This window comes from Pseudomonas sp. LBUM1663, from assembly GCF_059695905.1.
On the sequence record NZ_CP166792.1, the window covers coordinates 1,264,971 to 1,288,869 of the forward strand.

At 58.6% G+C, this 23,899-nt stretch carries 19 protein-coding genes; 16 read left to right on the top strand and 3 right to left on the bottom strand.

Annotated elements, in window-relative coordinates; all coding sequences use genetic code 11:
- Positions 1-346 precede the first annotated feature (346 nt).
- The 3 genes from dapC to map all read right to left on the bottom strand — a co-directional run bounded on the left by dapC (position 347) and on the right by map (position 5,281).
- The gene (gene dapC / locus ACA075_RS05570; protein WP_497297629.1) at positions 347-1,546 is read right to left on the bottom strand and encodes a succinyldiaminopimelate transaminase; all 1,200 of its coding nucleotides are present in this window, start codon (positions 1,544-1,546) and stop codon (positions 347-349) included.
- A 199-nt stretch (positions 1,547-1,745) separates the two neighbouring features.
- Positions 1,746-4,448, bottom strand: coding sequence for a [protein-PII] uridylyltransferase (locus ACA075_RS05575; protein WP_497297630.1), 2,703 nt, complete (start codon positions 4,446-4,448; stop codon positions 1,746-1,748).
- A 50-nt stretch (positions 4,449-4,498) separates the two neighbouring features.
- A complete protein-coding gene (map, locus tag ACA075_RS05580) occupies positions 4,499-5,281 on the bottom strand; it encodes a type I methionyl aminopeptidase (protein WP_010462836.1) in 783 nt (260 codons plus the stop codon).
- Between the two features lie 373 nt (positions 5,282-5,654).
- On the opposite strand from map, the gene rpsB reads away from it, so the two are divergent.
- The 16 genes from rpsB (at position 5,655) to dnaE (ending at position 23,871) form a co-directional block, all read left to right on the top strand.
- Entirely contained in the window at positions 5,655-6,392 is a 738-nt protein-coding gene (gene rpsB / locus ACA075_RS05585; RefSeq protein WP_007907989.1) for a 30S ribosomal protein S2, read from the top strand.
- Between the two features lie 191 nt (positions 6,393-6,583).
- Positions 6,584-7,447: a translation elongation factor Ts gene (gene tsf, locus ACA075_RS05590; protein ID WP_497297632.1), complete on the top strand. Its 864-nt coding sequence runs from the start codon at positions 6,584-6,586 to the stop codon at positions 7,445-7,447.
- Between the two features lie 209 nt (positions 7,448-7,656).
- Positions 7,657-8,400, top strand: a complete 744-nt coding sequence (gene pyrH, locus ACA075_RS05595; RefSeq protein ID WP_003172271.1) for a UMP kinase — start codon at positions 7,657-7,659, stop codon at positions 8,398-8,400.
- Positions 8,397-8,954, top strand: a complete 558-nt coding sequence (gene frr, locus ACA075_RS05600; RefSeq protein WP_403104918.1) for a ribosome recycling factor — start codon at positions 8,397-8,399, stop codon at positions 8,952-8,954. Before pyrH ends, frr begins: the two co-directional genes overlap by 4 nt.
- 13 nt (positions 8,955-8,967) lie before the next feature.
- Positions 8,968-9,723 carry a polyprenyl diphosphate synthase gene (uppS, locus tag ACA075_RS05605; RefSeq protein ID WP_438660654.1) on the top strand — a complete coding sequence of 252 codons (756 nt, stop codon included), beginning with the start codon at positions 8,968-8,970 and terminating at the stop codon, positions 9,721-9,723.
- The gene (locus ACA075_RS05610; protein WP_497297633.1) at positions 9,723-10,529 is read left to right on the top strand and encodes a phosphatidate cytidylyltransferase; all 807 of its coding nucleotides are present in this window, start codon (positions 9,723-9,725) and stop codon (positions 10,527-10,529) included. Before uppS ends, ACA075_RS05610 begins: the two co-directional genes overlap by 1 nt.
- Entirely contained in the window at positions 10,526-11,716 is a 1,191-nt protein-coding gene (gene ispC, locus ACA075_RS05615) for a 1-deoxy-D-xylulose-5-phosphate reductoisomerase (protein ID WP_497297635.1), read from the top strand. The genes ACA075_RS05610 and ispC overlap by 4 nt, the downstream gene beginning before the upstream one ends.
- 53 nt (positions 11,717-11,769) lie before the next feature.
- Positions 11,770-13,122, top strand: coding sequence for a sigma E protease regulator RseP (rseP, locus tag ACA075_RS05620; protein WP_497297637.1), 1,353 nt, complete (start codon positions 11,770-11,772; stop codon positions 13,120-13,122).
- Positions 13,123-13,196: 74 nt separating this feature from the next.
- The gene (gene bamA, locus ACA075_RS05625) at positions 13,197-15,572 is read left to right on the top strand and encodes an outer membrane protein assembly factor BamA (RefSeq protein WP_497297638.1); all 2,376 of its coding nucleotides are present in this window, start codon (positions 13,197-13,199) and stop codon (positions 15,570-15,572) included.
- Positions 15,573-15,617: 45 nt separating this feature from the next.
- The gene (locus tag ACA075_RS05630; RefSeq protein ID WP_010462812.1) at positions 15,618-16,121 is read left to right on the top strand and encodes an OmpH/Skp family outer membrane protein; all 504 of its coding nucleotides are present in this window, start codon (positions 15,618-15,620) and stop codon (positions 16,119-16,121) included.
- 3 nt (positions 16,122-16,124) lie between these two features.
- Positions 16,125-17,180: a UDP-3-O-(3-hydroxymyristoyl)glucosamine N-acyltransferase gene (gene lpxD / locus ACA075_RS05635; protein WP_497297639.1), complete on the top strand. Its 1,056-nt coding sequence runs from the start codon at positions 16,125-16,127 to the stop codon at positions 17,178-17,180.
- A gap of 108 nt (positions 17,181-17,288) precedes the next feature.
- A complete protein-coding gene (fabZ, locus tag ACA075_RS05640) occupies positions 17,289-17,729 on the top strand; it encodes a 3-hydroxyacyl-ACP dehydratase FabZ (RefSeq protein WP_008154051.1) in 441 nt (146 codons plus the stop codon).
- Entirely contained in the window at positions 17,726-18,502 is a 777-nt protein-coding gene (gene lpxA / locus ACA075_RS05645; protein ID WP_131059164.1) for an acyl-ACP--UDP-N-acetylglucosamine O-acyltransferase, read from the top strand. The genes fabZ and lpxA overlap by 4 nt, the downstream gene beginning before the upstream one ends.
- Before the next feature lie 2 nt (positions 18,503-18,504).
- Positions 18,505-19,635, top strand: a complete 1,131-nt coding sequence (lpxB, locus tag ACA075_RS05650) for a lipid-A-disaccharide synthase (RefSeq protein ID WP_497297641.1) — start codon at positions 18,505-18,507, stop codon at positions 19,633-19,635.
- 11 nt (positions 19,636-19,646) lie between these two features.
- Positions 19,647-20,273 carry a ribonuclease HII gene (gene rnhB / locus ACA075_RS05655; RefSeq protein WP_010462803.1) on the top strand — a complete coding sequence of 209 codons (627 nt, stop codon included), beginning with the start codon at positions 19,647-19,649 and terminating at the stop codon, positions 20,271-20,273.
- Between the two features lie 76 nt (positions 20,274-20,349).
- Entirely contained in the window at positions 20,350-23,871 is a 3,522-nt protein-coding gene (gene dnaE, locus ACA075_RS05660; RefSeq protein ID WP_497297642.1) for a DNA polymerase III subunit alpha, read from the top strand.
- The last annotated feature ends 28 nt before the right edge of the window (positions 23,872-23,899 follow it).

The window sequence follows — 23,899 nt, forward strand, 5'->3', positions numbered from 1 at the left end:
TGATTTTTTAAGATGCAGGAACACTGCTCGCGTGGCAGTTTGAAGTGTTCCGCATCGGGTAGGTTGTAATCGATATAAAGTTAAGTGGCGAATGTTGTGGTGTTTCAGGATGTTTGTGGTATTGGCTCTTTCGCATTGCGTTGCACGTTGTGAATATTAAAAGTTCTCTATTTGGTTATATGTTTAAGAATGATTGGAGGTGGCTGTGTGGCTTCTTTATTGTGGGCGTGCGAAGGCGCTACTAAAGAGTTGGAAGGGCTCTCAAGTACTTTGGGTGTTTGCAGTGGGTTAAGTTCGGCTTTATAACAAAGTCCCGCGCCATGGGGTATGGCGCGGGTGGGGAGTGTTATTTATTGCGCGTAATAAAAGCGCGAATGCGTTCTGCGGCTTCTATGCATTCTGCCAGTGGCGCAACTAGCGCCAAGCGTATGCGACCTGCACCCGGGTTGAAGCCATCAACCGCACGGGACAAATATGAGCCCGGCACCACGGTCACGTGTTCTTCCACAAACAGATCACGGCAAAACGCCTCGTCGTCGCCTTCAACATTTGGCCACAAGTAAAAACCACCATCCGGACGCTGCACGTCCATCACCGGGCTGAGGATTGCCAGCACCGCATCGTACTTCTCGCGGTACAGCGCACGGTTGGCGCGGACATGCACTTCGTCATTCCACGCGGCGACGCTGGCCAATTGGGTTTGAACCGGCATGGCGCAGCCGTGGTAGGTGCGATAGAGCAGGAAGCCCTTGAGGATGTCGGCATCGCCGGCGACAAAACCTGAGCGCAGGCCCGGCAGGTTGGAGCGTTTAGACAGGCTGTGGAACACCACGCAGCGCTTGAAGTCCTTGCGGCCCAGCTCCACGCAAGCACTGAGCAGACCGGCCGGCGGGGTTTGTTCGTCGAAATACAGCTCGCTGTAGCATTCGTCCGCAGCGATCACGAAGTCGTATTCGTCAGCCAGTGCGATGAGTTTTTTCAGGGTGTCGACCGGAATCAGCGCGCCGGTCGGGTTGCCTGGCGAGCACAGGAACAGGATCTGGCAGCGTTTCCAGATGTCCGGCGAAACAGCGTCGAAATCCGGGTTGAAGCCGTTTTCGTCCAGGCATGGCAGATAGTGTGGCTTGGCCCCGGCGAGGAACGCCGCGCCTTCGTAGATCTGATAGAACGGGTTCGGGCTGACAACCAGTGCGTCTTCGCCACGGTTGACCACGGTCTGGGTGAAGGCAAACAGTGCCTCACGAGTGCCGTTGACTGGCAATACGTTGCGCGCGGGGTCGAGCCAGCCGTTCGGGACACTGAAGCGGCGTTCGCACCAGGCGGCGATGGCTTCGCGCAGGGCGGGGATGCCGAGGGTGGTCGGGTACACGGCCATCTGATCCAGATTGCTTGCCAGGGCTTCAGCGACAAAGCTTGGCGAGCGGTGCTTCGGCTCGCCGATGGACAGCGCGATGGCGCGCTTGTCCGGGTTTGGCGTGACGCTGCCGAGCAGGGCGCGGAGCTTCTCGAACGGGTAGGGCTGCAACTGGTTCAGAGCGTTGTTCATGGGGGCCTCTTTAAATCTGGGAAGAGAGGTTTTGTGGCGAGGGGGCTTGCCCCCGTTCTGCTGCGCAGCAGTCGTAAAACCATGATGTGCGGATTATCTGATACACCGCGCTTGCTGGTTTTGGGGCCGCTACGCAACCCAGCGGAGGCAAGCCCTCTCGCCACAGGAAATCTGCTCCCACAGGGGAAGATTTATTGATTCAGATGCTAATGCGCGACAGTTTGATATCCGGTTCATGGCTGACGCTCAGCTGTTCAACGATCGCATCCTGCAACCGGGTGCACAGCAGCGGGTCCGACAGCGGATGGTTGTTTGCGTCGGTGATAAAGAACACGTCTTCCACGCGTTCGCCGAGGGTCGCAATCTTGGCGTTCTGCAGCGACAAGTCGAACTCGAGGAAGATCGTGCCGATCCGTGCCAGCAGGCCCGGGCGATCCGGAGCGCTGAGCTCAAGCACCGTCACCGGACGCTGAGCGTCGTTGTGGATCGTCACCTGTGGCGCAAACGCGAAATGCTTGAGCTGGCGCGGCACGCGGCGCTGGATGATGGTCGGGTAGTCGTCCGGGTTGCGCAGGGCTTCGGTCAGACCGTCGCGGATCTGTTTGACCCGAGCCGGGTTATCGCCGATCGAGTCGCCGTCAGTGTCGAGCACGATGTAGGTGTCGAGGGTGAACTGGCTGCTGGACGTGATGACCCGGGCGTCGTGAATGTTCAGGTTGAGCTGGTCCATCGCGGCCACGGTCACGGCGAAGAAGTCATGTTGGTCAGGTGCGTAGATGAAGATCTGCGTGCCGCCCTCGAATTCGCGCTGGGTGGTTTCCTTGATCAGCACCAGCGGCCCGCCATCGGCCGGTTGCTGGAGGATCGCGTCACTGTGCCAGGCCACGTCGCCAGCGGTGTGACGCAGGAAGTAGTCATCGCCTAATTGCGACCACAGTTGTTCGACATCGTCTGGATCGGTGCCGCCGCGCACCAGGATGTCCAGGGCTGCGCTCTGGGTCTGGCGGATCTGCATTTCGCGGTCCACCGGATTCTCCAGGCCGCGGCGCAAGGCGCGCTTGGTCTCGGTGTAGAGCTGGCGCAAGAGGCTGGCACGCCAGGAGTTCCACAGGGTCGGGTTGGTGGCGTTGATATCGGCCACGGTCAGCACGTACAGATAGTCGAGACGGGTTTCGTCGGCCACGGCCTGGGCGAAATCGTGGATCACCTGCGGGTCGGACAAGTCCTTGCGCTGGGCGGTGGTCGACATCACCAGGTGGTTCTGCACCAGCCAGACGATCAGGCGGCTGTCCCACATCGGGAGTTGGTGGCGCTGGCAGAAGGCTTCGGCATCCACCGCGCCGATTTCCGAGTGGTCGCCATGCCGGCCCTTGCCGATGTCGTGGTACAAGCCAGCCAGGTAAATCAACTCGGGTTTGGGCAACTTGGCCATGAGCTTGCTGGCCAGCGGGAATTTTTCCGACACTTGGGTGTACTGCAACTTACGCAAGTGCTTGATCAGATTCAGGGTGTGGGCATCGACCGTATAAATATGAAACAGGTCGTGCTGCATCTGCCCGACAATGAAGCCGAACTCCGGCAGATAACGCCCGAGGATGCCGTAACGGTTCATGCGGCGCAGGTTGCGGTGGATGCCGATCTTGCACTTGAACAGCTCGATGAACAGGCTGGTATTGCGAATGTCGTTGCGGAAATCGTCGTCGATCAGGTGGCGGTGCTCGCGCAGCAGACGAATGGTATCGGCACGCACGCCTTTGATTTCCGGTTGCTGGGCCATCAGCACGAAGATCTCGAGCATTGCGAACGGCGTGCGACGGAACACATTGTCGTTGCGCGCTTCGATATAGCCATCGTGCAGCTGGAACCGCGAGTTGATCGGCTGCGGCGGCGCTTCGTCTTCCGGGGCGAGGATGACTTCTTCGAAGTGCTGAATGATCAGGTCGCTGAGCTGGGCAATGCTCATGACCACCCGGTAATACTGCTGCATGAAGTTTTCGATGGCTTGCTTGGCGTCATCGCCCTCGAAACCCAGCAGCCCGGCAATCGAGCGCTGGTGGTCGAACAGCAAGCGATCTTCGGAGCGACCGGCGAGCATGTGCAGCGCGTACCGGACCTTCCACAAAAACTCCTGGGACGAGGCGAGCAGGGCGTTTTCGCTTTCGACCAGGAAACCTTCGCCGGCCAGAGCTCGCAGGTTCAGAGTGCCGTATTCGCGACGGGCCACCCACAGAATCGTCTGAATGTCCCGCAGGCCGCCGGGCGAACCTTTGACGTTGGGTTCCAGGTTGTATTCGGTGTCGTTGTATTTGTGGTGACGGGCCTTTTGCTCGGCGCGCTTGGCCAGGAAGAAGTCCTTGCTCGGCCACATGTGCGCGGTGCTGGTGACGTCGAGCATGCGCTGGCGCAAGCGCTCGGGGCCGCAGATCGTGCGGCTTTCCATCAGGTTCGTGACAACCGTCAGGTCGGCGCGGGCTTCAATGGCGCATTCGTCCACCGAGCGAACGCTCTGGCCGACTTCCAGGCCGATGTCCCACAACAGCGTCAGAAAACGCTCGATGGAATCGCGGAAAACTTCGTGATCGGCGCTGTCCAGCAGGATCAGCAGGTCGATGTCGGAATAAGGGTGCAACTCGCCGCGACCGTAGCCGCCTACCGCGACCAGCGCGATGTCGGCGTCTTCGCTCCAGTTGAATTGCTCCCAGGCCTTTTGCAGGATGTTATCGACGAACCAGGCGCGATCCTCGATCAGCCGGCGAATGTCCCGGCCGCTGCGAAAGCGCTCGTCGAGCACCTCGCGGGCCTGGCGGATCGCCTTCTTGAAGGCCGCGATCGGGCTTGCCTTCAGGGCCAGTTCAGCCTGGAACTGGCCGCGATCGAAGAGTTCGGGATCCACCTGCGGCATCGATTGGCTTTCCTATCTATCTATAAGGCTGGGAGCTGCCTGGGGTCGGATCAGGCCGAAACGCGCGGGATGGTGTCATCGGCGCGCAAGGTGAAGATCTCGTAACCGGTCTCGGTCACCAGCAGGGTGTGCTCCCACTGGGCCGACAACTTGCGGTCCTTGGTGATTGCGGTCCAGCCGTCGCCCAAGACCTTGGTGTCGGCCTTGCCTTGGTTGATCATCGGCTCGATGGTGAACGTCATGCCCGCTTTCAGCTCCATGCCGGTACCGGCGCGGCCGTAATGCAGGATTTGCGGCTCTTCGTGAAACACCTTGCCGATGCCATGACCGCAGAACTCGCGAACCACCGAGAAACCGTTCTTTTCAGCGTGTTTCTGGATGATTTCACCGATGTCGCCCAGGCGGCAGCCGGGTTTGACGATTTCGATGGCCTTGTACATGCATTCCTGAGTCACCTGCGACAGGCGCTCGGCCCAGACCGGCACGCTGCCGACGTGGAACATGCGGCTGGTGTCGCCGTGGAAACCGTCCTTGATGACGGTGACGTCGATGTTCAAGGTGTCGCCATCCTTCAGCGGCTTCTCGTTCGGGATGCCGTGGCAGACCACGTGGTTGATCGAGGTGCAGATCGACTTCGGGTAGCCTTTATAGTTGAGCGGGGCAGGGATGGCTTTCTGCTCGTTGACGATGTAGTCGTGGCAGATGCGGTCCAGTTCTTCGGTGGTGATCCCCGGCTTGACATGTTCGGCAATCATTTCCAGCACATCGGCGGCCAGTTTGCCGGCGACGCGCATTTTTGCGATGTCCTCGGGGGTTTTGAGGGTGACGGTCATACAGGCTCTCTCTGCGCTCGATGGCGCTTGCTAAAACGAAATAGGCATTGCGCGATCGATCTTCGCGGCCCTGAAAAACGCGATTCTAACAGACGATCAGCGCAAATCTGAGCCTCTGTGCATCGCTTCTCTCTATAGATTGGCGCATTCTCGGGAGATTCCAAGTGCGCGGTTGAAGTCGCGCATCAGGAATTGAGAATCCGGGTTCCGTTTTTTGCAGCCCTGTGATATAAAATGCGCCGCTTTCCGGGGATACCCCGAAAGGCTTAAATCCACACACGTGTCGACACGATGACCTGGGTGCCTTCAGCTGATGCTGCTGGTTGGTCATTGGGATACGTGGAGGCCAAACCCGACTTATTAAGGAACTATCATGTCCCAAGTCAACATGCGCGATATGCTGAAGGCCGGTGTGCACTTCGGTCACCAGACCCGTTACTGGAACCCGAAAATGGGTAAGTACATTTTCGGCGCGCGTAACAAGATCCACATTATCAACCTTGAAAAAACCCTGCCAATGTTCAACGAAGCTCTGACTTTCGTAGAGCGTCTGGCCCAGGGCAAAAACAAGATTCTGTTCGTCGGCACCAAGCGTTCCGCTGGCAAGATCGTTGCTGAAGAAGCAGCACGTTGCGGTTCGCCGTACGTCGATCACCGCTGGTTGGGCGGCATGCTGACCAACTTCAAAACCATCCGTGCTTCCATCAAGCGTCTGCGTGACCTTGAAGTGCAAGCCGAAGACGGTACTTTCGCCAAGCTGACCAAGAAAGAAGCGCTGATGCGCACTCGCGATCTTGAGAAGCTTGATCGTTCCCTGGGTGGTATCAAGGACATGGGCGGTCTGCCAGACGCTCTGTTCGTTATCGACGTTGATCACGAGCGCATCGCGATCACCGAAGCCAACAAACTGGGCATCCCGGTTATCGGCGTAGTCGATACCAACAGCAGCCCGGAAGGCGTTGACTACATCATCCCAGGCAACGATGACGCAATCCGCGCTATCCAGTTGTACATGGGTTCGATGGCTGACGCAGTTATCCGCGGTCGCAACCACGTTGCTGGCGGCACCGAGCAGTTCGTTGAAGAAGCTCCGGCAGCTGCAGCTGAGTAATTGACGCCCTGGCGTTGACTCAGTAAGCAAAAAGGGGGCTTGGCCCCCTTTTTGCCACCTCGAAAACCGTTTGTGAGCAGCGCAGCTACAACCTTTGTAACGTGCAGCCGCTAACAAGTGGGGTCGGGAAGAATTGATCGCCCGTTCGATCGGGTGGAATGGTTGAAAACCTATCCAAGAGGAATTTTGAAATGGCAGAGATTACTGCAGCGTTGGTTAAAGAACTGCGTGAGCGTACTGGCGAAGGCATGATGGACTGCAAAAAGGCCTTGACCAAGGCCGGCGGCGACATCGAAAAAGCCATTGATGACATGCGTGCTTCCGGCGCCATCAAGGCTGCCAAGAAAGCAGGCAACGTAGCTGCTGAAGGCGCGATCGCTCTTAAAGAAGACGGTAAAACCGCCGTTCTGCTGGAAGTGAACTCGCAGACCGACTTCCTGGCCCTGCAAGACGACTTCAAGGCATTTGTTGCTTCCAGCGTTGAAAAAGCGTTCGCTGACAAGCTGACTGATGTTGCTCCGCTGATCGAAGCTCAAGAAGCTGATCGCCTGGTTCTGGTCGGCAAGGTTGGCGAAAACGTCAACATTCGTCGCCTGGCTCGCGTTGAAGGTGATGTTGTCGGTGGTTACCTGCACGGCAACAAGATCGGTGTTGCAGTTGTCCTCAAGGGCGGCAGCGTTGAGCTGGCCAAAGACATCGCTATGCACGTAGCGGCGACCAACCCTGAATTCCTGCTGCCATCGGAAGTTTCCGCTGAAGCGGTCGAGCGCGAAAAAGGCGTGTTCCTGACCCTCAACGCTGACAAGATCGCTGGCAAGCCAGAAAACATCGTTGAAAACATGGTTAAAGGCCGTATCAGCAAGTTCCTGGCTGAAGCAAGCCTGGTTGAGCAGGCGTTCGTCAAGAACCCTGAAATCAAGGTCGGCGAACTGGCCAAGAAAGCCGGTGCAGAAATCGTTTCTTTCACCTACTTCAAAGTAGGCGAAGGCATCGAGAAGCCGGTCGACAACTTCGCTGAAGAAGTTGCTGCCCAGCTGGCTGCCGCCAAGCAATAAGACAGTTTTTAACTGTCGCCCTGAAGAGGCTGCCCGCTCACGCGCGCAGCCTCTTTTCAGATGGGGTACCAATTTTTAATTGGTTTCCTTTTGGAACTGGCTTACAAAGCCATGTTCCGATGGCGCTGAAGCAGCGCCAAGCTAGAGTGAACGCCAGCTGTAAACAGCTCGCAAAGAATTTTTAAAATACGCCGCAGGAGAGATTCGCAATGGCTCAGCAGGGCAGTGGTTATCAGGCTCGCTATAAACGCATTCTACTCAAGCTTAGCGGCGAGGCCCTGATGGGCTCGGAAGAGTTCGGGATCGATCCGAAAGTTCTGGATCGCATGGCGCTTGAAGTCGGCCAACTGGTCGGCATCGGTGTTCAGGTCGGTCTGGTGATCGGCGGTGGCAACCTGTTCCGTGGTGCAGCGCTGAGCGCGGCCGGCATGGATCGGGTAACTGGCGACCACATGGGCATGCTGGCCACTGTGATGAACGCCCTGGCCATGCGCGATGCGCTGGAACGTGCCAATATCTCGGCCATCGTGATGTCGGCCATTTCCATGGTTGGCGTGACCGATCACTACGATCGTCGCAAAGCCATGCGTCACCTGAACGCCAAGGAAGTGGTGATCTTCGCGGCTGGTACCGGTAATCCGTTCTTCACCACGGATTCGGCAGCGTGCTTGCGCGCAATCGAAATCGATGCCGATGTCGTGCTCAAGGCAACCAAGGTCGATGGCGTCTACACCGCTGACCCATTCAAAGACCCGCATGCCGAGAAGTTCGATCATCTGACTTACGATGAAGTGCTGGATCGCAAGCTGGGCGTGATGGATCTGACGGCTATTTGCCTGTGCCGCGACCACAAGATGCCATTGCGTGTCTTTAACATGAACAAGCCCGGCGCCCTGCTGAATATCGTACATGGCGGCGCTGAAGGGACCCTGATCGAGGAAGGCCAACAATGATCAATGAAATCAAGAAAGACGCTCAAGAGCGCATGAAGAAATCCGTGGAATCGCTGGCGCACAACTTCGGCCGTATCCGTACCGGCCAGGCGCACCCAAGCATTCTTGAAGGCGTGATGGTGCCGTATTACGGTTCCGACACGCCGATCAAGCAGGTGGCGAACATCACGGTCAAAGACGCCCGTACCCTGCAAGTCGTTGCCTTCGAGCGCAACATGCTCGGTGCCGTCGACAAGGCCATTGGCAGTGCAGGTCTGAACCTCAACCCAACCAACCTGGGTGAGTTGCTGCTGATCTCCATGCCGGCCCTGACCGAAGAAACCCGCAAGGGCTTCACCAAGCAGGCTCGTGACGTCGCTGAAGATGCCCGTGTTGCCGTGCGCAACATCCGTCGCGATGCCAACAGCTCGCTGAAGGATCTGGTCAAGGAAAAAGAAATCAGCGAAGACGAAGAGCGTCGCGCCACTGGCGAGATCGACGATTTGACCAAGAAGTATGTGGCTGAAATCGACGCGAATCTGGCGCAGAAAGAAAAAGACCTGATGGCCGTATAAGGGTCGCGTTTTCATGGAAAAGACTAAGCAGACTGCGCCGTCCGCGGTGCCGCGCCATGTCGCGATCATCATGGATGGTAATAATCGCTGGGCGAAGAAGCGCTTTATGCCGGGTGTCGCCGGGCATAAAGCGGGCGTCGATGCGGTTCGCGCAGTGATTGAGGTGTGTGCCGAGTCCGGGGTCGAGGTATTGACCCTGTTCGCCTTCTCCAGTGAGAACTGGCAGCGTCCGGCCGATGAAGTCAGTGCCTTGATGGATCTGTTCTTCAAGGCGTTGCGTCGTGAGGCCAAGCGCCTCAATGACAACAACATCAGTCTGCGCATCATCGGTGATCGTTCGCGCTTTCATCCCGAGCTTCAGGCGGCCATGCGTGAAGCCGAGGCAATGACCGCCGGTGCCAACCGCTTTGTCTTGCAGATCGCCGCCAACTACGGCGGCCAGTGGGACATCGCGCAAGCCGCGCAGCGTCTGGCGCGCGAGGTTCAGGCCGGGCACCTGCGTCCGGAGGACATTACCCCGGAGCTGTTGCAGACCTGTCTGGCGACTGGCGATCTGCCGTTGCCGGACTTGTGCATCCGCACCGGTGGCGAACACCGCATCAGCAACTTCCTGCTCTGGCAACTGGCTTATGCCGAGTTGTACTTCTCCGACCTGTTCTGGCCGGACTTCAAACACGACGCCATGCGTAACGCGCTGGCCGATTTCGCTTCTCGCCAGCGCCGCTTCGGTAAAACGAGCGAGCAGGTCGAGTCTGGAGCCCGGGTTTAATGCTTAAACAACGAATCATCACCGCGCTGATCCTGCTGCCGATCGCCTTGTGCGGGTTTTTCCTGCTCGAAGGCACAGGCTTTGCGCTGTTCATTGGGCTGGTTGTGACCCTCGGTGCGTGGGAGTGGGCTCGCCTGGCAGGCTTCAATGCCCAGTCGATGCGCGTGGCCTACGCGGTTGTGGTCGCATTGATGCTGTTTGTCATGCACATCCTGCCGGGGCTCGCGCCCTGGGTATTGGGCGCTTCGGTGCTCTGGTGGGGCGTGGCGACGTATCTGGTGCTGACATACCCGCGTTCCAGCGAGCACTGGTCCAGCGCCGCCTGCAAGCTGGTGATCGGTTTACTGATCCTGCTGCCGGCCTGGCAGGGTCTGGTCCAGATCAAGCAGCAACCCTTGGGTAACTGGTTGATCATGGCGGTGATGGTGCTGGTCTGGGGGGCCGATATCGGCGCGTATTTTTCCGGCCGGGCCTTTGGCAAGCGCAAGCTGGCGCCGCAGGTCAGTCCTGGCAAGAGCTGGGAAGGCGTGTATGGCGGCTTGCTGCTGAGCCTGGTGATTACGGCGGTCGTCGGTATTGTGCGCGACTGGAGCTTCGTGCAGATGCTGATGGGCCTGATCGGTGCGGCAGTGATCGTCTTCATCTCAGTCGTGGGCGACCTCACCGAAAGCATGTTCAAGCGTCAATCGGGGATCAAGGACAGCAGTAATTTGCTGCCAGGGCATGGCGGTGTGCTGGATCGCATCGACAGCCTGACGGCCGCGATCCCGGTATTCGCCGTGTTGTTGTGGATGGCTGCACCGTGAGCCGCCCACAACAGATTACCGTTCTGGGGGCGACCGGCTCGATCGGTCTGAGCACCCTGGACGTGATCGCTCGCCATCCCGAGCGTTATCAAGTGTTCGCCTTGAGCGGTTTCACTCGCCTGAGTGAGTTGCTGGCCTTGTGCGTGCGCCACACGCCGAAGTTTGCCGTCGTGCCGGAAGCGGGCGCTGCCCGAACCTTGCAGGACGACTTGCGCGCCGCAGGCCTGTCGACCCGTGTGCTGGTTGGGGAAGAGGGGCTGTGTCAGGTGGCTTCCGACCCTGAGGTCGATGCGGTCATGGCGGCCATCGTTGGTGCGGCGGGCTTGCGTCCGACCCTGGCGGCGGTCGAGGCGGGCAAGAAGATTCTGCTGGCCAACAAAGAAGCGCTGGTCATGTCGGGTGCGCTGTTCATGCAGGCCGTGCGCAAAAGCGGGTCGGTGCTGCTGCCGATCGACAGCGAGCACAACGCGATTTTTCAGTGCATGCCACAGGATTTCGCTCGTGGGCTTGGTGCGGTGGGCGTGCGGCGGATTCTGCTGACAGCTTCTGGTGGTCCGTTCCGACAGACACCGATGGCCGAACTGGCGCACGTTTCCCCTGAGCAAGCGTGCGCTCATCCGAACTGGTCCATGGGTCGCAAGATTTCGGTCGATTCGGCCAGCATGATGAACAAAGGGCTCGAGTTGATCGAAGCCTGCTGGCTGTTCGACGCCAAGCCATCCCAGGTCGAAGTGGTGATTCACCCGCAGAGCGTGATTCATTCGCTGGTCGACTATATCGATGGTTCGGTGCTGGCGCAGTTAGGCAATCCTGACATGCGCACGCCGATCGCCAACGCCCTGGCCTGGCCAGAGCGTATCGATTCGGGGGTGGCGCCGCTGGATCTGTTTGCCATCGCGCGACTGGACTTCCAGGCGCCTGATGAAGAGCGTTTTCCTTGCCTGCGCCTTGCGCGTCAGGCCGCCGAAGCCGGCAATAGTGCGCCGGCCATGCTCAATGCGGCGAATGAAGTGGCTGTCGCGGCGTTTCTCGACGGGCGGGTTCGCTACCCGGAAATCGCGAGTATCATCGAGGAAGTGTTAAGCCTCGAGCCGGTCGTTGCGGTGGATGATCTCGAGGCGGTGTTTACGGCCGACGCGAAAGCGCGAGTACTCGCCGAACAATGGTTGAGCCGTCACGGGCGGTAAGTGCTGCAATACGTTGACCCATGCGGCACTGGACAGGATTGCGGAGAAAGTAGATGAGCGCGCTCTATATGATTGTCGGCACCCTGGTTGCACTGGGCGTGCTGGTCACCTTCCACGAGTTCGGCCATTTCTGGGTCGCACGTCGCTGTGGGGTCAAGGTACTGCGTTTCTCCGTGGGCTTCGGTATGCCGCTGCTGCGCTGGCACGACAAGAAAGGCACTGAGTTCGTCGTCGCCGCTATCCCGCTGGGCGGTTACGTGAAGATGCTCGACGAGCGCGAGGGCGAAGTGCCGGCCGATCAGGTCGATCAATCCTTCAATCGCAAATCGGTCCGTCAGCGCATTGCCATCGTGGCGGCCGGGCCGATTGCCAACTTTCTATTGGCAATGGTGTTTTTCTGGGTGTTGGCCATGCTCGGCAGCGAGCAGGTGCGGCCGGTCATCGGCGCGGTCGAGTCCGGCAGCATTGCCGCCAAGGCCGGTCTTGGCGCTGGTCAGGAAATTATTGCCATCGATGGCGAGCCAACGTCCGGCTGGGCCGTGGTGAATCTGCAACTGGTCCGTCGTCTTGGCGAGAGCGGTTCTCTTCAGTTGTTGGTGCGTGAGCAGGGCTCCACGGCGGATTCGCCCCGTGAGCTGATGCTGGATAAATGGCTCAAGGGTGCTGACGAACCGGATCCGATTCGTTCGCTGGGTATTCGCCCTTGGCGTCCGGCTTTGCCGCCTGTGTTGGCTGAACTTGATTCGAAAGGCCCGGCTCAGGCTGCCGGCCTGAAGACCGGTGACCGACTGTTGGCCCTGGATGGCAAGTCACTTGAAGACTGGCAGCAGGTGGTCGACACCGTTCGTATGCATCCAGATACCAAAATCATGCTGCGCGTTGAGCGTGATGGTGCTCAAATCGACGTCCCTGTGACCTTGGCCGCTCGCGGCGAGAGCAAGGCGCCCACCGGTTATCTGGGGGCAGGGGTGAAGGCGGTCGATTGGCCACCAGAGATGATTCGTGAGGTCAGTTATGGCCCGGTGGCCGCAATTGGCGAGGGTGCTCGACGCACCTGGACCATGAGCGTACTGACCCTCGATTCGCTCAAGAAAATGTTGTTCGGCGAGCTCTCGGTAAAAAACTTGAGTGGACCGATAACCATTGCTAAAGTGGCGGGCGCTTCTGCCCAGTCGGGTGTCGCTGATTTCCTGAATTTCCTTGCTTATCTGAGTATTAGCTTGGGGGTTCTGAATTTGTTGCCCATTCCTGTACTGGATGGGGGGCATTTGTTGTTTTATCTGATCGAGTGGGCGCGTGGTCGTCCCTTGTCAGATCGGGTGCAGGGTTGGGGGATACAGATCGGTATCAGTTTGGTGGTCGGGGTGATGTTGCTTGCTCTGGTCAATGATTTGGGCCGTCTGTAACACTTCGCTGAATTGCGAATCTGCCGCATTTTGCGGCAGTTTGTTTATTGCCAGTTGGAATAAGAAAGGACTTCATGAAACGTCTGCTGCTAACTGCGGTTCTCACCGTATTGATGATCGCCGAAGTTCACGCCGAGTCCTTCACTATCTCTGATATTCGCGTCAATGGCCTCCAGCGGGTCTCCGCGGGTAGCGTCTTTGGTGCTTTGCCGTTAAACGTCGGTGAACAGGCGGATGATCGTCGCCTGGTGGAATCCACTCGTGCGCTGTTCAAAACCGGGTTCTTTCAAGATATCCAGCTGGGCCGCGATGGCAACGTCCTGGTCATCACGGTAGTCGAGCGCCCGTCGGTCGCCAGTATCGAGATCGAAGGTAACAAGGCGATCTCTACTGAAGACCTGATGAAGGGCCTGAAACAATCCGGTCTGGCCGAAGGCGAGATCTTCCAGCGCGCCACCCTCGAAGGTGTGCGTAACGAACTGCAGCGCCAATATGTCGCCCAGGGTCGCTACTCGGCCACCGTCGACACCGAAGTGGTGCCGCAGCCGCGTAACCGCGTTGGCCTGAAGGTCAACATCAATGAAGGCACCGTTGCGGCTATCCAGCACATCAACGTGGTGGGTAACACGGTCTTCCCTGACGAAGACCTGATCGACCTGTTTGAATTGAAGACCACCAACTGGCTGTCGTTCTTCAAGAACGATGACAAGTACGCCCGTGAAAAACTGTCCGGTGACCTGGAGCGTCTGCGCTCCTACTACCTGGACCGTGGCTATATCAACATGGATATCGCTTCGACCCAGGTGTCCATTACCCCGGACAAGAAACACGTCTACATCACCGTCAACGTCAACGAAGGCGAGAAGTACACCGTTCGTGACGTCAAACTGAGCGGCGACCTGAAAGTCCCTGAAGACCAGGTCAAGTCCCTGCTGCTGGTTCAGAAAGGCCAGGTATTCTCGCGCAAGCTGATGACCACCACGTCCGAGCTGATCACCCGTCGCCTGGGTAACGAGGGTTACACCTTCGCCAACGTCAACGGCGTGCCTCAGCCGCACGATGAAGACCACACGGTGGACATCACTTTCGCTGTCGATCCGGGCAAGCGTGCTTACGTCAACCGCATCAACTTCCGTGGCAACACCAAGTCTGAAGACGAAGTGCTGCGTCGTGAAATGCGTCAGATGGAAGGCGGCTGGGCTTCGACCTACCTGATCGACCAATCCAAGACCCGTCTTGAACGTCTGGGTTTCTTCAAGGAAGTCAACGTCGAAACCCCGGCTGTACCGGGTGTCGATGACCAGGTTGACGTGAACTACAGCGTTGAAGAACAGGCTTCCGGTTCGATCACCGCCAGCGTCGGTTTCGCTCAGAGCGCCGGTCTGATCCTCGGTGGTTCGATCACCCAGAACAACTTCCTGGGTACGGGTAACAAGGTCAGCATCGGTTTGACCCGCAGTGAATACCAGAGCCGTTATAACTTCGGTTATGTCGACCCGTACTGGACTGCAGATGGCGTGAGCCTGGGTTACAACGCCTTCTATCGCACCACTGACTACAAAGACCTCGATGTCGACGTAGCCAGCTATGCCGTAGACAGCCTGGGTGCTGGTGTCAGCGTCGGTTACCCGATCAGCGAGACTTCGCGTCTGACCTTCGGCCTGACTGCACAACAGGACAAGATCAAGACCGGTCAATACACCGTTGACGAGATTTTCGATTTCGTGAACAAGGAAGGCGACAACTACCTGAACTTCAAGGCGTCGGCCGGCTGGTCCGAGTCCACCCTGAACAAAGGCGTGTTGGCGACCCGTGGTCATTCCCAGAGCCTGACACTGGAAACGACCACGCCAGGCAGCGACCTGTCGTTCTTCAAACTTGATTACCGTGGCCAGTTGTTCCAGCCATTGTCTGATAACTACACCGTGCGTCTGCACACCGAACTGGGTTATGGCGACGGCTACGGTTCAACCGATGGCTTGCCGTTCTATGAAAACTACTATGCTGGTGGTTTCAACTCGGTTCGTGGTTTCAAGGACAGCACCCTGGGCCCGCGTAGTACGCCTAGCCGTGGCACGAACCCGGGGACCGCGTTCGACCCGGACCAGGATCCACTGCCATTTGGTGGCAACGTCCTGATCCAGGGTGGTGCAGAGCTTCTGTTCCCTCTGCCGTTCGTCAAGGATCAACGCTCCCTGCGTACCTCGGTATTCTGGGATGTGGGTAACGTTTTTGACTCGCAGTGCAAAGACACCACCAATGCAAACGGTTCGGCGTCCAATACAAAGTGCAACGACATCAGCTTGAGCAACATGGCCAGCTCTGTCGGTGTGGGCGTGACCTGGGTTACCGCACTGGGTCCTCTGAGCTTCGCGTTGGCCATGCCGATCAAGAAACCGGATGACGCTGAGACTCAAGTGTTCCAATTCTCTCTCGGCCAGACGTTCTAAGCGTCTGCCCCAAAATAACGACAATGGATTTTGTAGGAGTGCATCGTGCGTAAGTTGACTCAATTGGTTCTCCTGGCGACCGTACTGGTAGCAGGTCCGGCTTTTGCCGACATGAAAATCGCCGTTCTGAACTATCAGATGGCCCTGCTGGAATCCGATGCAGCCAAGAAATACGCTGTGGATGCCGAGAAGAAGTTTGGCCCGCAACTGTCCAAGCTCAAGACTCTGGAAAGCAGCGCCAAGGGCATTCAGGACCGTCTGATGGCTGGCGGTGACAAGATGCAGCAAGGCGAGCGTGAACGCCTTGAGCTCGAATTCAAGCAAAAGGCCCGCGACTTCCAGTTCCAGTCCAAGGAATTGAACGAAGCCAAAGCCGTTGCCGACCGTGAAATGCTGAAGCAGCTCAAGCCGAAACTGGACAGCGCTGTGGAAGAAGTCATCAAGAAAGGTGCTTTTGACCTGGTCTTCGAGCGTGGCGCAGTGATTGATGTCAAACCTCAGTACGACATCACTCGCCAGGTGATCGAGCGCATGAATCAGCTGAAGTAATCCATGACAGCGACTATAAAACTCGGCCAGTTGGCCGAGTTCCTCGGCGCCACGCTACGTGGCGACCCGGAGAAAGAAATTACTGGGCTAGCCACTTTACAAGAGGCTGGCCCAGCTCAGTTGAGCTTTCTCGCAAACCCCCAATACCGTAAATACCTGGTGGACTGCCGGGCCGCAGCCCTGTTGCTGAAGGCCGCAGACGCTGAAGGTTTTGCCGGCGATGCCTTGGTGGTGCCTGATCCGTATCTGGCCTACGCGCGTATTTCCCATCTGTTCGATCCCAAGCCCAAGGCGCAGGCCGGTATTCACCCGACAGCGGTAGTGGCCGCGGACGCAGTGGTTGATCCGGCGGCGAGCATCGGTGCCTTTGCGGTGATCGAAAGCGGCGCGCGTATTGCTGCCGGTGTGACCGTGGGGGCGCATTGCTTCATCGGTGCCCGTAGCGAAATCGGCGAAGGCGGCTGGCTGGCCCCGCGGGTCACGCTTTACCACGACGTGCGCATCGGCAAGCGGGTAGTGATTCAGTCCGGTGCCGTGCTGGGTGGCGAAGGCTTCGGCTTTGCCAACGAGAAAGGTGTCTGGCAGAAAATCGCCCAGATCGGCGGTGTATTGGTCGGTGATGATGTGGAGATTGGCGTGAATACCGCTATCGATCGCGGTGCGCTGGCCGATACCGTACTGGGTAACGGTGTGAAGCTCGACAATCAGATTCAGATCGCCCACAACGTGCAGATCGGTGATCACACCGCCATGGCCGCGTGCGTGGGGATCTCCGGCAGCACCAAAATCGGGAAGCATTGCATGCTCGCTGGTGGCGTAGGGCTGGTGGGGCATATCGAAATCTGCGACAACGTATTTATCACCGGGATGACCATGGTGACCCACTCGATTACCGAAAAGGGTTCCTATTCTTCCGGTACGGCGATGCAACCAGCCGCCGAATGGCGCAAAAGCGCGGCCCGTATCCGTCAGCTCGATGACATCGCGCGACGTCTGCGACAGCTGGAAAAGCGTGTAGGGGACGTGACCCCTGACGGTAATGCTTCATCAGATGGCTGATACCATTTCCATATCAAGTGTGCACAGCCGCTAGACTGCCTCCTTGATTTGCTAGAGGGGCGCGCGTCAGTCGCGCGCTCCCAATCTTTACATAGGCTTCCCCCCGAAATGATGGACATCAACGAGATTCGCGAATACCTGCCTCACCGTTACCCGTTCCTGCTGGTGGACCGGGTCGTGGATCTGGATGTGGAAGGCAAGCGCATTCGCGCCTACAAGAATGTCAGCATCAACGAACCGTTCTTCAATGGTCACTTCCCTGCGCATCCAATCATGCCGGGCGTCCTGATCATCGAAGCGATGGCTCAGGCTGCCGGCATCCTTGGTTTCAAGATGCTGGACGTGAAACCGGCCGACGGCACCCTTTACTACTTCGTCGGCTCCGACAAGCTGCGCTTCCGCCAGCCCGTCACTCCAGGCGATCAATTGATCCTCGAAGCCCGTTTCATCAGCTGCAAGCGTCAGATCTGGAAGTTCGAGTGCCAGGCTTCGGTCGATGGCAAGCCAGTCTGCTCCGCTGAAATCATCTGCGCGGAACGCAAACTATGAGTTTGATTGACCCTCGCGCAATCATCGATCCGACGGCCGTTCTGGCCGAAGGTGTCGAGGTCGGCCCTTGGTCGATCGTCGGCGCAGGTGTGGAAATCGGCGAGGGGACAGTGATCGGGCCGCATGTGATTCTCAAAGGCCCGACCCGAATCGGAAAGCACAACCGCATCTACCAGTTTTCTTCGGTAGGCGAGGACACGCCCGATCTGAAATACAAAGGCGAAGAAACACGTCTGGTTATAGGTGACCACAACGTCATCCGTGAAGGCGTGACAATTCACCGTGGGACCGTTCAGGATCGTTCGGAAACGACCCTGGGCGATCACAACCTGATCATGGCCTATGCGCACATCGGCCACGACAGCGTAATCGGCAACCACTGCATTCTGGTCAACAACACCGCATTGGCTGGCCATGTGCACGTTGAAGACTGGGCGATTCTGTCCGGTTTTACCCTGGTTCACCAGTATTGCCACATCGGCGCCCACAGCTTTTCCGGCATGGGTACCGCCATTGGCAAGGACGTTCCAGCTTACGTCACGGTGTTCGGCAACCCTGCCGAAGCCCGTAGCATGAACTTTGAAGGCATGCGTCGCCGTGGTTTCAGCGAAGACGCGATCCACGCCCTGCGTCGTGCCTACAAGGTGGTTTACCGCCAGGGCCTGACGGTTGAGCAGGCACTCGCCGAGTTGGCCGAACCTTCGGACCAGTTCCCGGAAGTCGCGGTGTTCCGTGATTCCATCCAGTCTTCGACCCGCGGCATCACACGTTAATCATGGCTAATCTGCGTATTGCGCTGGTGGCGGGTGAGGCTTCCGGTGACATTCTGGGCGCGGGCCTCATGCGCGCCCTCAAGGCTCAGCATCCGGCAGTGGAATTCATCGGTGTCGGTGGTCCGCTGATGCAGGCCGAGGGCCTGACTTCGTATTTCCCGATGGAACGCCTTTCGGTCATGGGCCTGGTGGAAGTGCTGGGTCGATTGCGCGAGTTGATGGCGCGTCGCAAAAAGCTGATCGCCGACCTCATCGCCGAAAAGCCGGACGCGTTTATCGGCATCGATGCCCCGGATTTCAATCTCAATATTGAACTCAAGCTGCGTCAGGCCGGGATCAAGACTGTGCATTACGTCAGCCCGTCGGTGTGGGCGTGGCGCCAGAAGCGGGTGCTGAAGATTCGCGAAGGCTGCGATCTGATGCTGACGCTGTTCCCGTTCGAAGCGAAATTCTATGAAGAGAAGGGCGTGCCGGTGCGGTTTGTCGGGCATTCCTTGGCCGATGCGATCCCGCTGGAGGCCGATCGTGCCGCGGCGCGGGCTGAACTCGGCTTGCCCGACGGGCCGCTGGTTGCCCTGATGCCAGGCAGCCGTGGCGGCGAAGTCGGCCGTCTCGGTGCGTTGTTCCTCGATACCGCCCAACGCCTGCGGGCCTTGCGCCCCGGCGTACGGTTCGTCATGCCTTGCGCCAGCCCTGAACGCCGTGCGCAGCTTGAAGAGTTGCTGGCCGTCCGCGATCTGCCGCTGACCCTGCTCGATGGCAAATCCCATCTAGCCCTTGCCGCCTGCGACGCCGTGTTGATTGCCTCCGGCACGGCGACCCTTGAGGCGCTGCTGTACAAGCGGCCGATGGTGGTCGCTTATCGCCTGGCGCCGCTGACGTTCTGGATTCTCAAGCGCATGGTGAAAAGCCCCTACATCTCGTTGCCGAACCTGCTGGCCCAGCGTCTTTTGGTGCCTGAGTTGCTGCAGGACGACGCGACGGTCGAAGCCCTGGCCCAGACCTTGTCGCCGTTGATCGAGGGTGGCGAAGAACAGACCCGCGGCTTCGACGAAATCCACCGGACCTTGCGTCTGGATGCCTCCAACCAGGCGGCGGATGCCGTGCTGAAACTGATTGGCCCAGTACAATGAGTAAAACAAGCATGCAAATGGGGCTGGATTTCACCTTGGTCGCTGAAGTGGAAGATCTGGTTGCCGGTGTCGACGAAGTCGGTCGCGGCCCGCTCTGCGGCGCCGTGGTCACGGCTGCGGTGATTCTTGATCCCAATCGGCCGATCCTCGGCCTCAACGATTCGAAGAAGCTCACCGAAGCCCGCCGCGAAAAGCTCTACGACGAAATCTGCGAAAAAGCCTTGAGCTGGTGCATCGCCCGGGCCGAAGTCGAAGAAATCGACGAGCTGAATATTCTGCATGCCACCATGCTGGCCATGCAGCGCGCGATCGAAGGGCTGCACATCCAGCCGAAACTGGCGATGATCGACGGCAACCGCTGCCCGAAACTGTCCATGCGCGCCGAAGCGGTGGTACAGGGTGACGGCAAGGTGCCGGCCATCGCTGCGGCATCGATTCTGGCCAAGGTCAGCCGTGACCGTGAAATGGCCGCTTTCGAATTGATTTACCCGGGTTACGGCATTGGCGGCCACAAAGGCTACCCGACACCCGTTCATCTGGAAGCCCTGGCCCGATTGGGGCCAACGCCGATTCACCGTCGTTCTTTCGCCCCGGTGCGCCTGGCTTATGAGGCTCGCGAAAACCTGATCGAGAGTTAGTCGCGAGGCTGATGTTTTACTCAAGGCCCGGTACAATCCGGGCCTTGTTGTCTTCACGTTTCTAGACAGGATCACTATGCCGGCTTCATTCGTTCATCTACGCCTGCACACTGAATATTCCCTGGTCGACGGTCTGGTGCGGATCAAACCGCTGGTCAAGACCCTGGTCGGCATGAACATGCCTGCCGTCGCGGTCACCGACCAGAACAACATGTGTTCCCTGGTCAAATTCTATAAAGCCGCCATGGGCGCAGGCATCAAGCCGATCTGCGGCGCCGACCTGTGGTTGTCGAACAAGGACCCGGACAACGCCCTGAGCCGGATCAGCCTGCTGGCGATGAACGCTGTCGGCTATCGCAACCTCACCGAACTGATTTCCCGCGGCTTCATCGACGGCCAGCGCAATGGCTCGGTCATCATCGAGCGCGAGTGGGTGGCTGAAGCCAGTGAAGGCTTGATCATGCTGTCGGCGGCCAAAGAGGGCGAGATTGGCCTGGCCATGCTCAGTGGCAATCCGGCAGAAGCGGAAAACCTCGCGCGCGAATGGATGGCCGTGTTCCCGGATCGTTTCTACCTGGAGATCCAGCGCACCAACCGCCCCAACGACGAAGAGCAGTTGCACGGCGCCGTGGCCCTGGCCGAGAAAATCGGTGCGCCGCTGGTCGCCACCAACGACGTGCGTTTCATCAAGCAGGAAGACTTTGCCGCTCACGAAACCCGCGTCTGCATCGGTGAAGGCCGCGCCCTCGACGATCCGCGGCGTTCGAAGAACTACAGCGATCAGCAATACCTCAAAAGCGCCGAGGAAATGGCCGAGCTGTTCAGCGACATCCCCGAGGCGCTGGCCAACACCGTCGAGATCGCCAAGCGCTGCAACATCGAAGTGAAGCTGGGCACTCACTTCCTGCCCAACTTCCCGATCCCTGATGGCATGACCATCGACGAGTATTTCCGTAAGGTCTCGTTCGACGGTCTGGAAGAGCGCCTCAGCGTTCTGCTGCCCCGGGACACCACCGAAGATTACGAAACCAAGCGACAGGTCTACGTCGACCGGTTGAATTTCGAGCTGGATATCATCATCCAGATGGGCTTCCCCGGTTACTTCCTGATCGTGATGGACTTTATCCAGTGGGCCAAGAGCAACGGCGTGCCGGTGGGGCCTGGCCGGGGCTCGGGTGCCGGGTCGCTGGTGGCCTATGTGCAGAAGATCACCGACCTCGATCCGTTGGAATATGACCTGCTGTTTGAACGTTTCCTTAACCCGGAACGGGTCTCCATGCCCGACTTCGACGTCGACTTCTGCATGGACGGTCGTGACCGCGTGATCGACTACGTGGCCGAGAAATACGGCCGCAACGCGGTGAGCCAGATCATCACCTTCGGTTCCATGGCGGCCAAGGCTGTGGTCCGAGACGTGGCGCGGGTGCAGGGCAAGTCCTATGGTCTGGCGGATCGTCTGTCGAAGATGATTCCGTTCGAAGTCGGCATGACCCTGGAAAAAGCCTACGAGCAGGAAGAAATCCTCCGCGACTTCATCAAGGTCGATGAAGAAGCCGCGGAAATCTGGGAAATGGCGCGAAAGCTTGAGGGCGTGGTGCGTAACGTCGGCAAGCACGCCGGTGGTGTGGTGATCGCGCCGACCAAACTGACTGACTTCTCGCCGATTTATTGCGATGAGGCCGGTGACGGTCTGGTCACCCAGTTCGACAAGGACGACGTCGAGGCCGCCGGCCTGGTGAAGTTCGACTTCCTCGGTCTGCGGACCCTGACGGTCATCGACTGGGCACTGAAAACCATCAACCGCGACCGCGCCAAGGTCGATCAACCGCCGCTGGACATCGCGTTCATCCCGCTGGATGACAAGCCGACCTACCAGCTGCTGCAAAAAGCTGAAACCACCGCGGTGTTCCAGCTTGAGTCGCGCGGCATGAAAGAGCTGATCAAAAAGCTCAAGCCCGACTGCCTGGAAGACTTGATCGCCCTGGTGGCCCTGTTCCGTCCGGGCCCTTTGCAATCGGGCATGGTGGACGACTTTATCAACCGTAAGCACGGTCGCGCCGAACTCGCGTACCCGCACTCGGACTACCAGTACGAAGGCCTCAAGCCCGTATTGGCACCGACTTACGGCATCATCCTGTATCAGGAACAGGTGATGCAGATTGCCCAGGTCATGGCCGGTTACACCCTCGGCGGTGCGGACATGCTGCGTCGGGCCATGGGTAAGAAAAAACCTGAAGAAATGGCCAAGCAGCGCGGCGGTTTCATTGACGGTTGCAAGACCAACAATATCGACGCCGACCTGGCCGGTAACATTTTCGACCTGGTAGAAAAATTCGCCGGTTACGGCTTCAACAAATCCCACTCCGCCGCCTACGGCCTGGTGTCGTACCAGACCGCGTGGTTGAAGACGCACTACCCGGCGCCATTCATGGCCGCGGTACTGTCGGCGGATATGCACAACACCGACAAGGTCGTGACCTTGATCGAAGAAATTCGCACCATGAAGCTGCGTCTCGACGCGCCGGATGTGAATACTTCCGAGTTCAAGTTCACGGTGAATGATGAGGGCCGGATTATTTACGGCCTCGGTGCGATCAAGGGGGTGGGCGAAGGTCCGGTGGAAGCGATCACCGAGGCGCGTCGGGACGGTCCGTTCAAGGACCTGTTCGATTTCTGCGCCAGGGTCGACCTCAAGCGAATCAACAAGCGCACGCTGGACGGTCTGATCCGCAGCGGTGCACTGGATCGTCTGGGCCCTTGTTTTCATGACGAACCGAAAGCCTATCAAGCGAGCATCGACCAGAACCGCGCGATCTTGTTGACCGCGATGGAAGGGGCGATCAAGGCCGCCGAACAAACCGCCCGCACCCACGACAGCGGCCACGCCGACTTGTTTGGCGGGCTGTTCGTCGAGGCAGACGCCGACGTCTACGCCAATCACCGCAAGGCCAAGGAGCTGACCCTCAAGGAACGCCTGAAAGGGGAGAAAGACACCCTGGGCCTGTACCTGACCGGTCACCCGATCGACGAATACGAAGGTGAGATCCGCCGTTTCGCCCGTCAGCGTATCATCGACTTGAAACCGGCCCGCGATACGCAGACCGTCGCGGGCATGATCATCGCCCTGCGGGTGATGAAGAACAAAAAGGGCGACAAGATGGGTTTCATCACCCTCGACGATCGCTCCGGGCGGATCGAAGCCTCGCTGTTTGCCGAAGCGTTCCATTCGGCACAATCGCTGTTGCAGACTGACGCGATGGTGGTGGTCGAAGGCGAAGTCAGCAACGACGACTTCTCCGGTGGCTTGCGCCTACGGGTCAAGCGGGTGATGAGCATGGAAGATGCTCGCACCAACCTCGCCGAAAGCTTGCGCCTGAAGCTGCAGACCAAGGATTTGAAGGGCGATCAGCTGCGCTGGCTGGGTGAGTTGTTCAAGCGTCACCGCGGCGCGTGCCCGATCACCATGGAGTACACGAGCCCCGATGCTAAGGCCTTGCTACAGTTTGGCGAGACCTGGCGGATCGACCCGGCGGATGCGTTGATTCAAGCCTTGCGTGACCAGTTCGGGCGAGACAACGTCTTCCTCCAATACCGTTGACGGTCAGGGTCTGTTGTTGTGGCCCGAT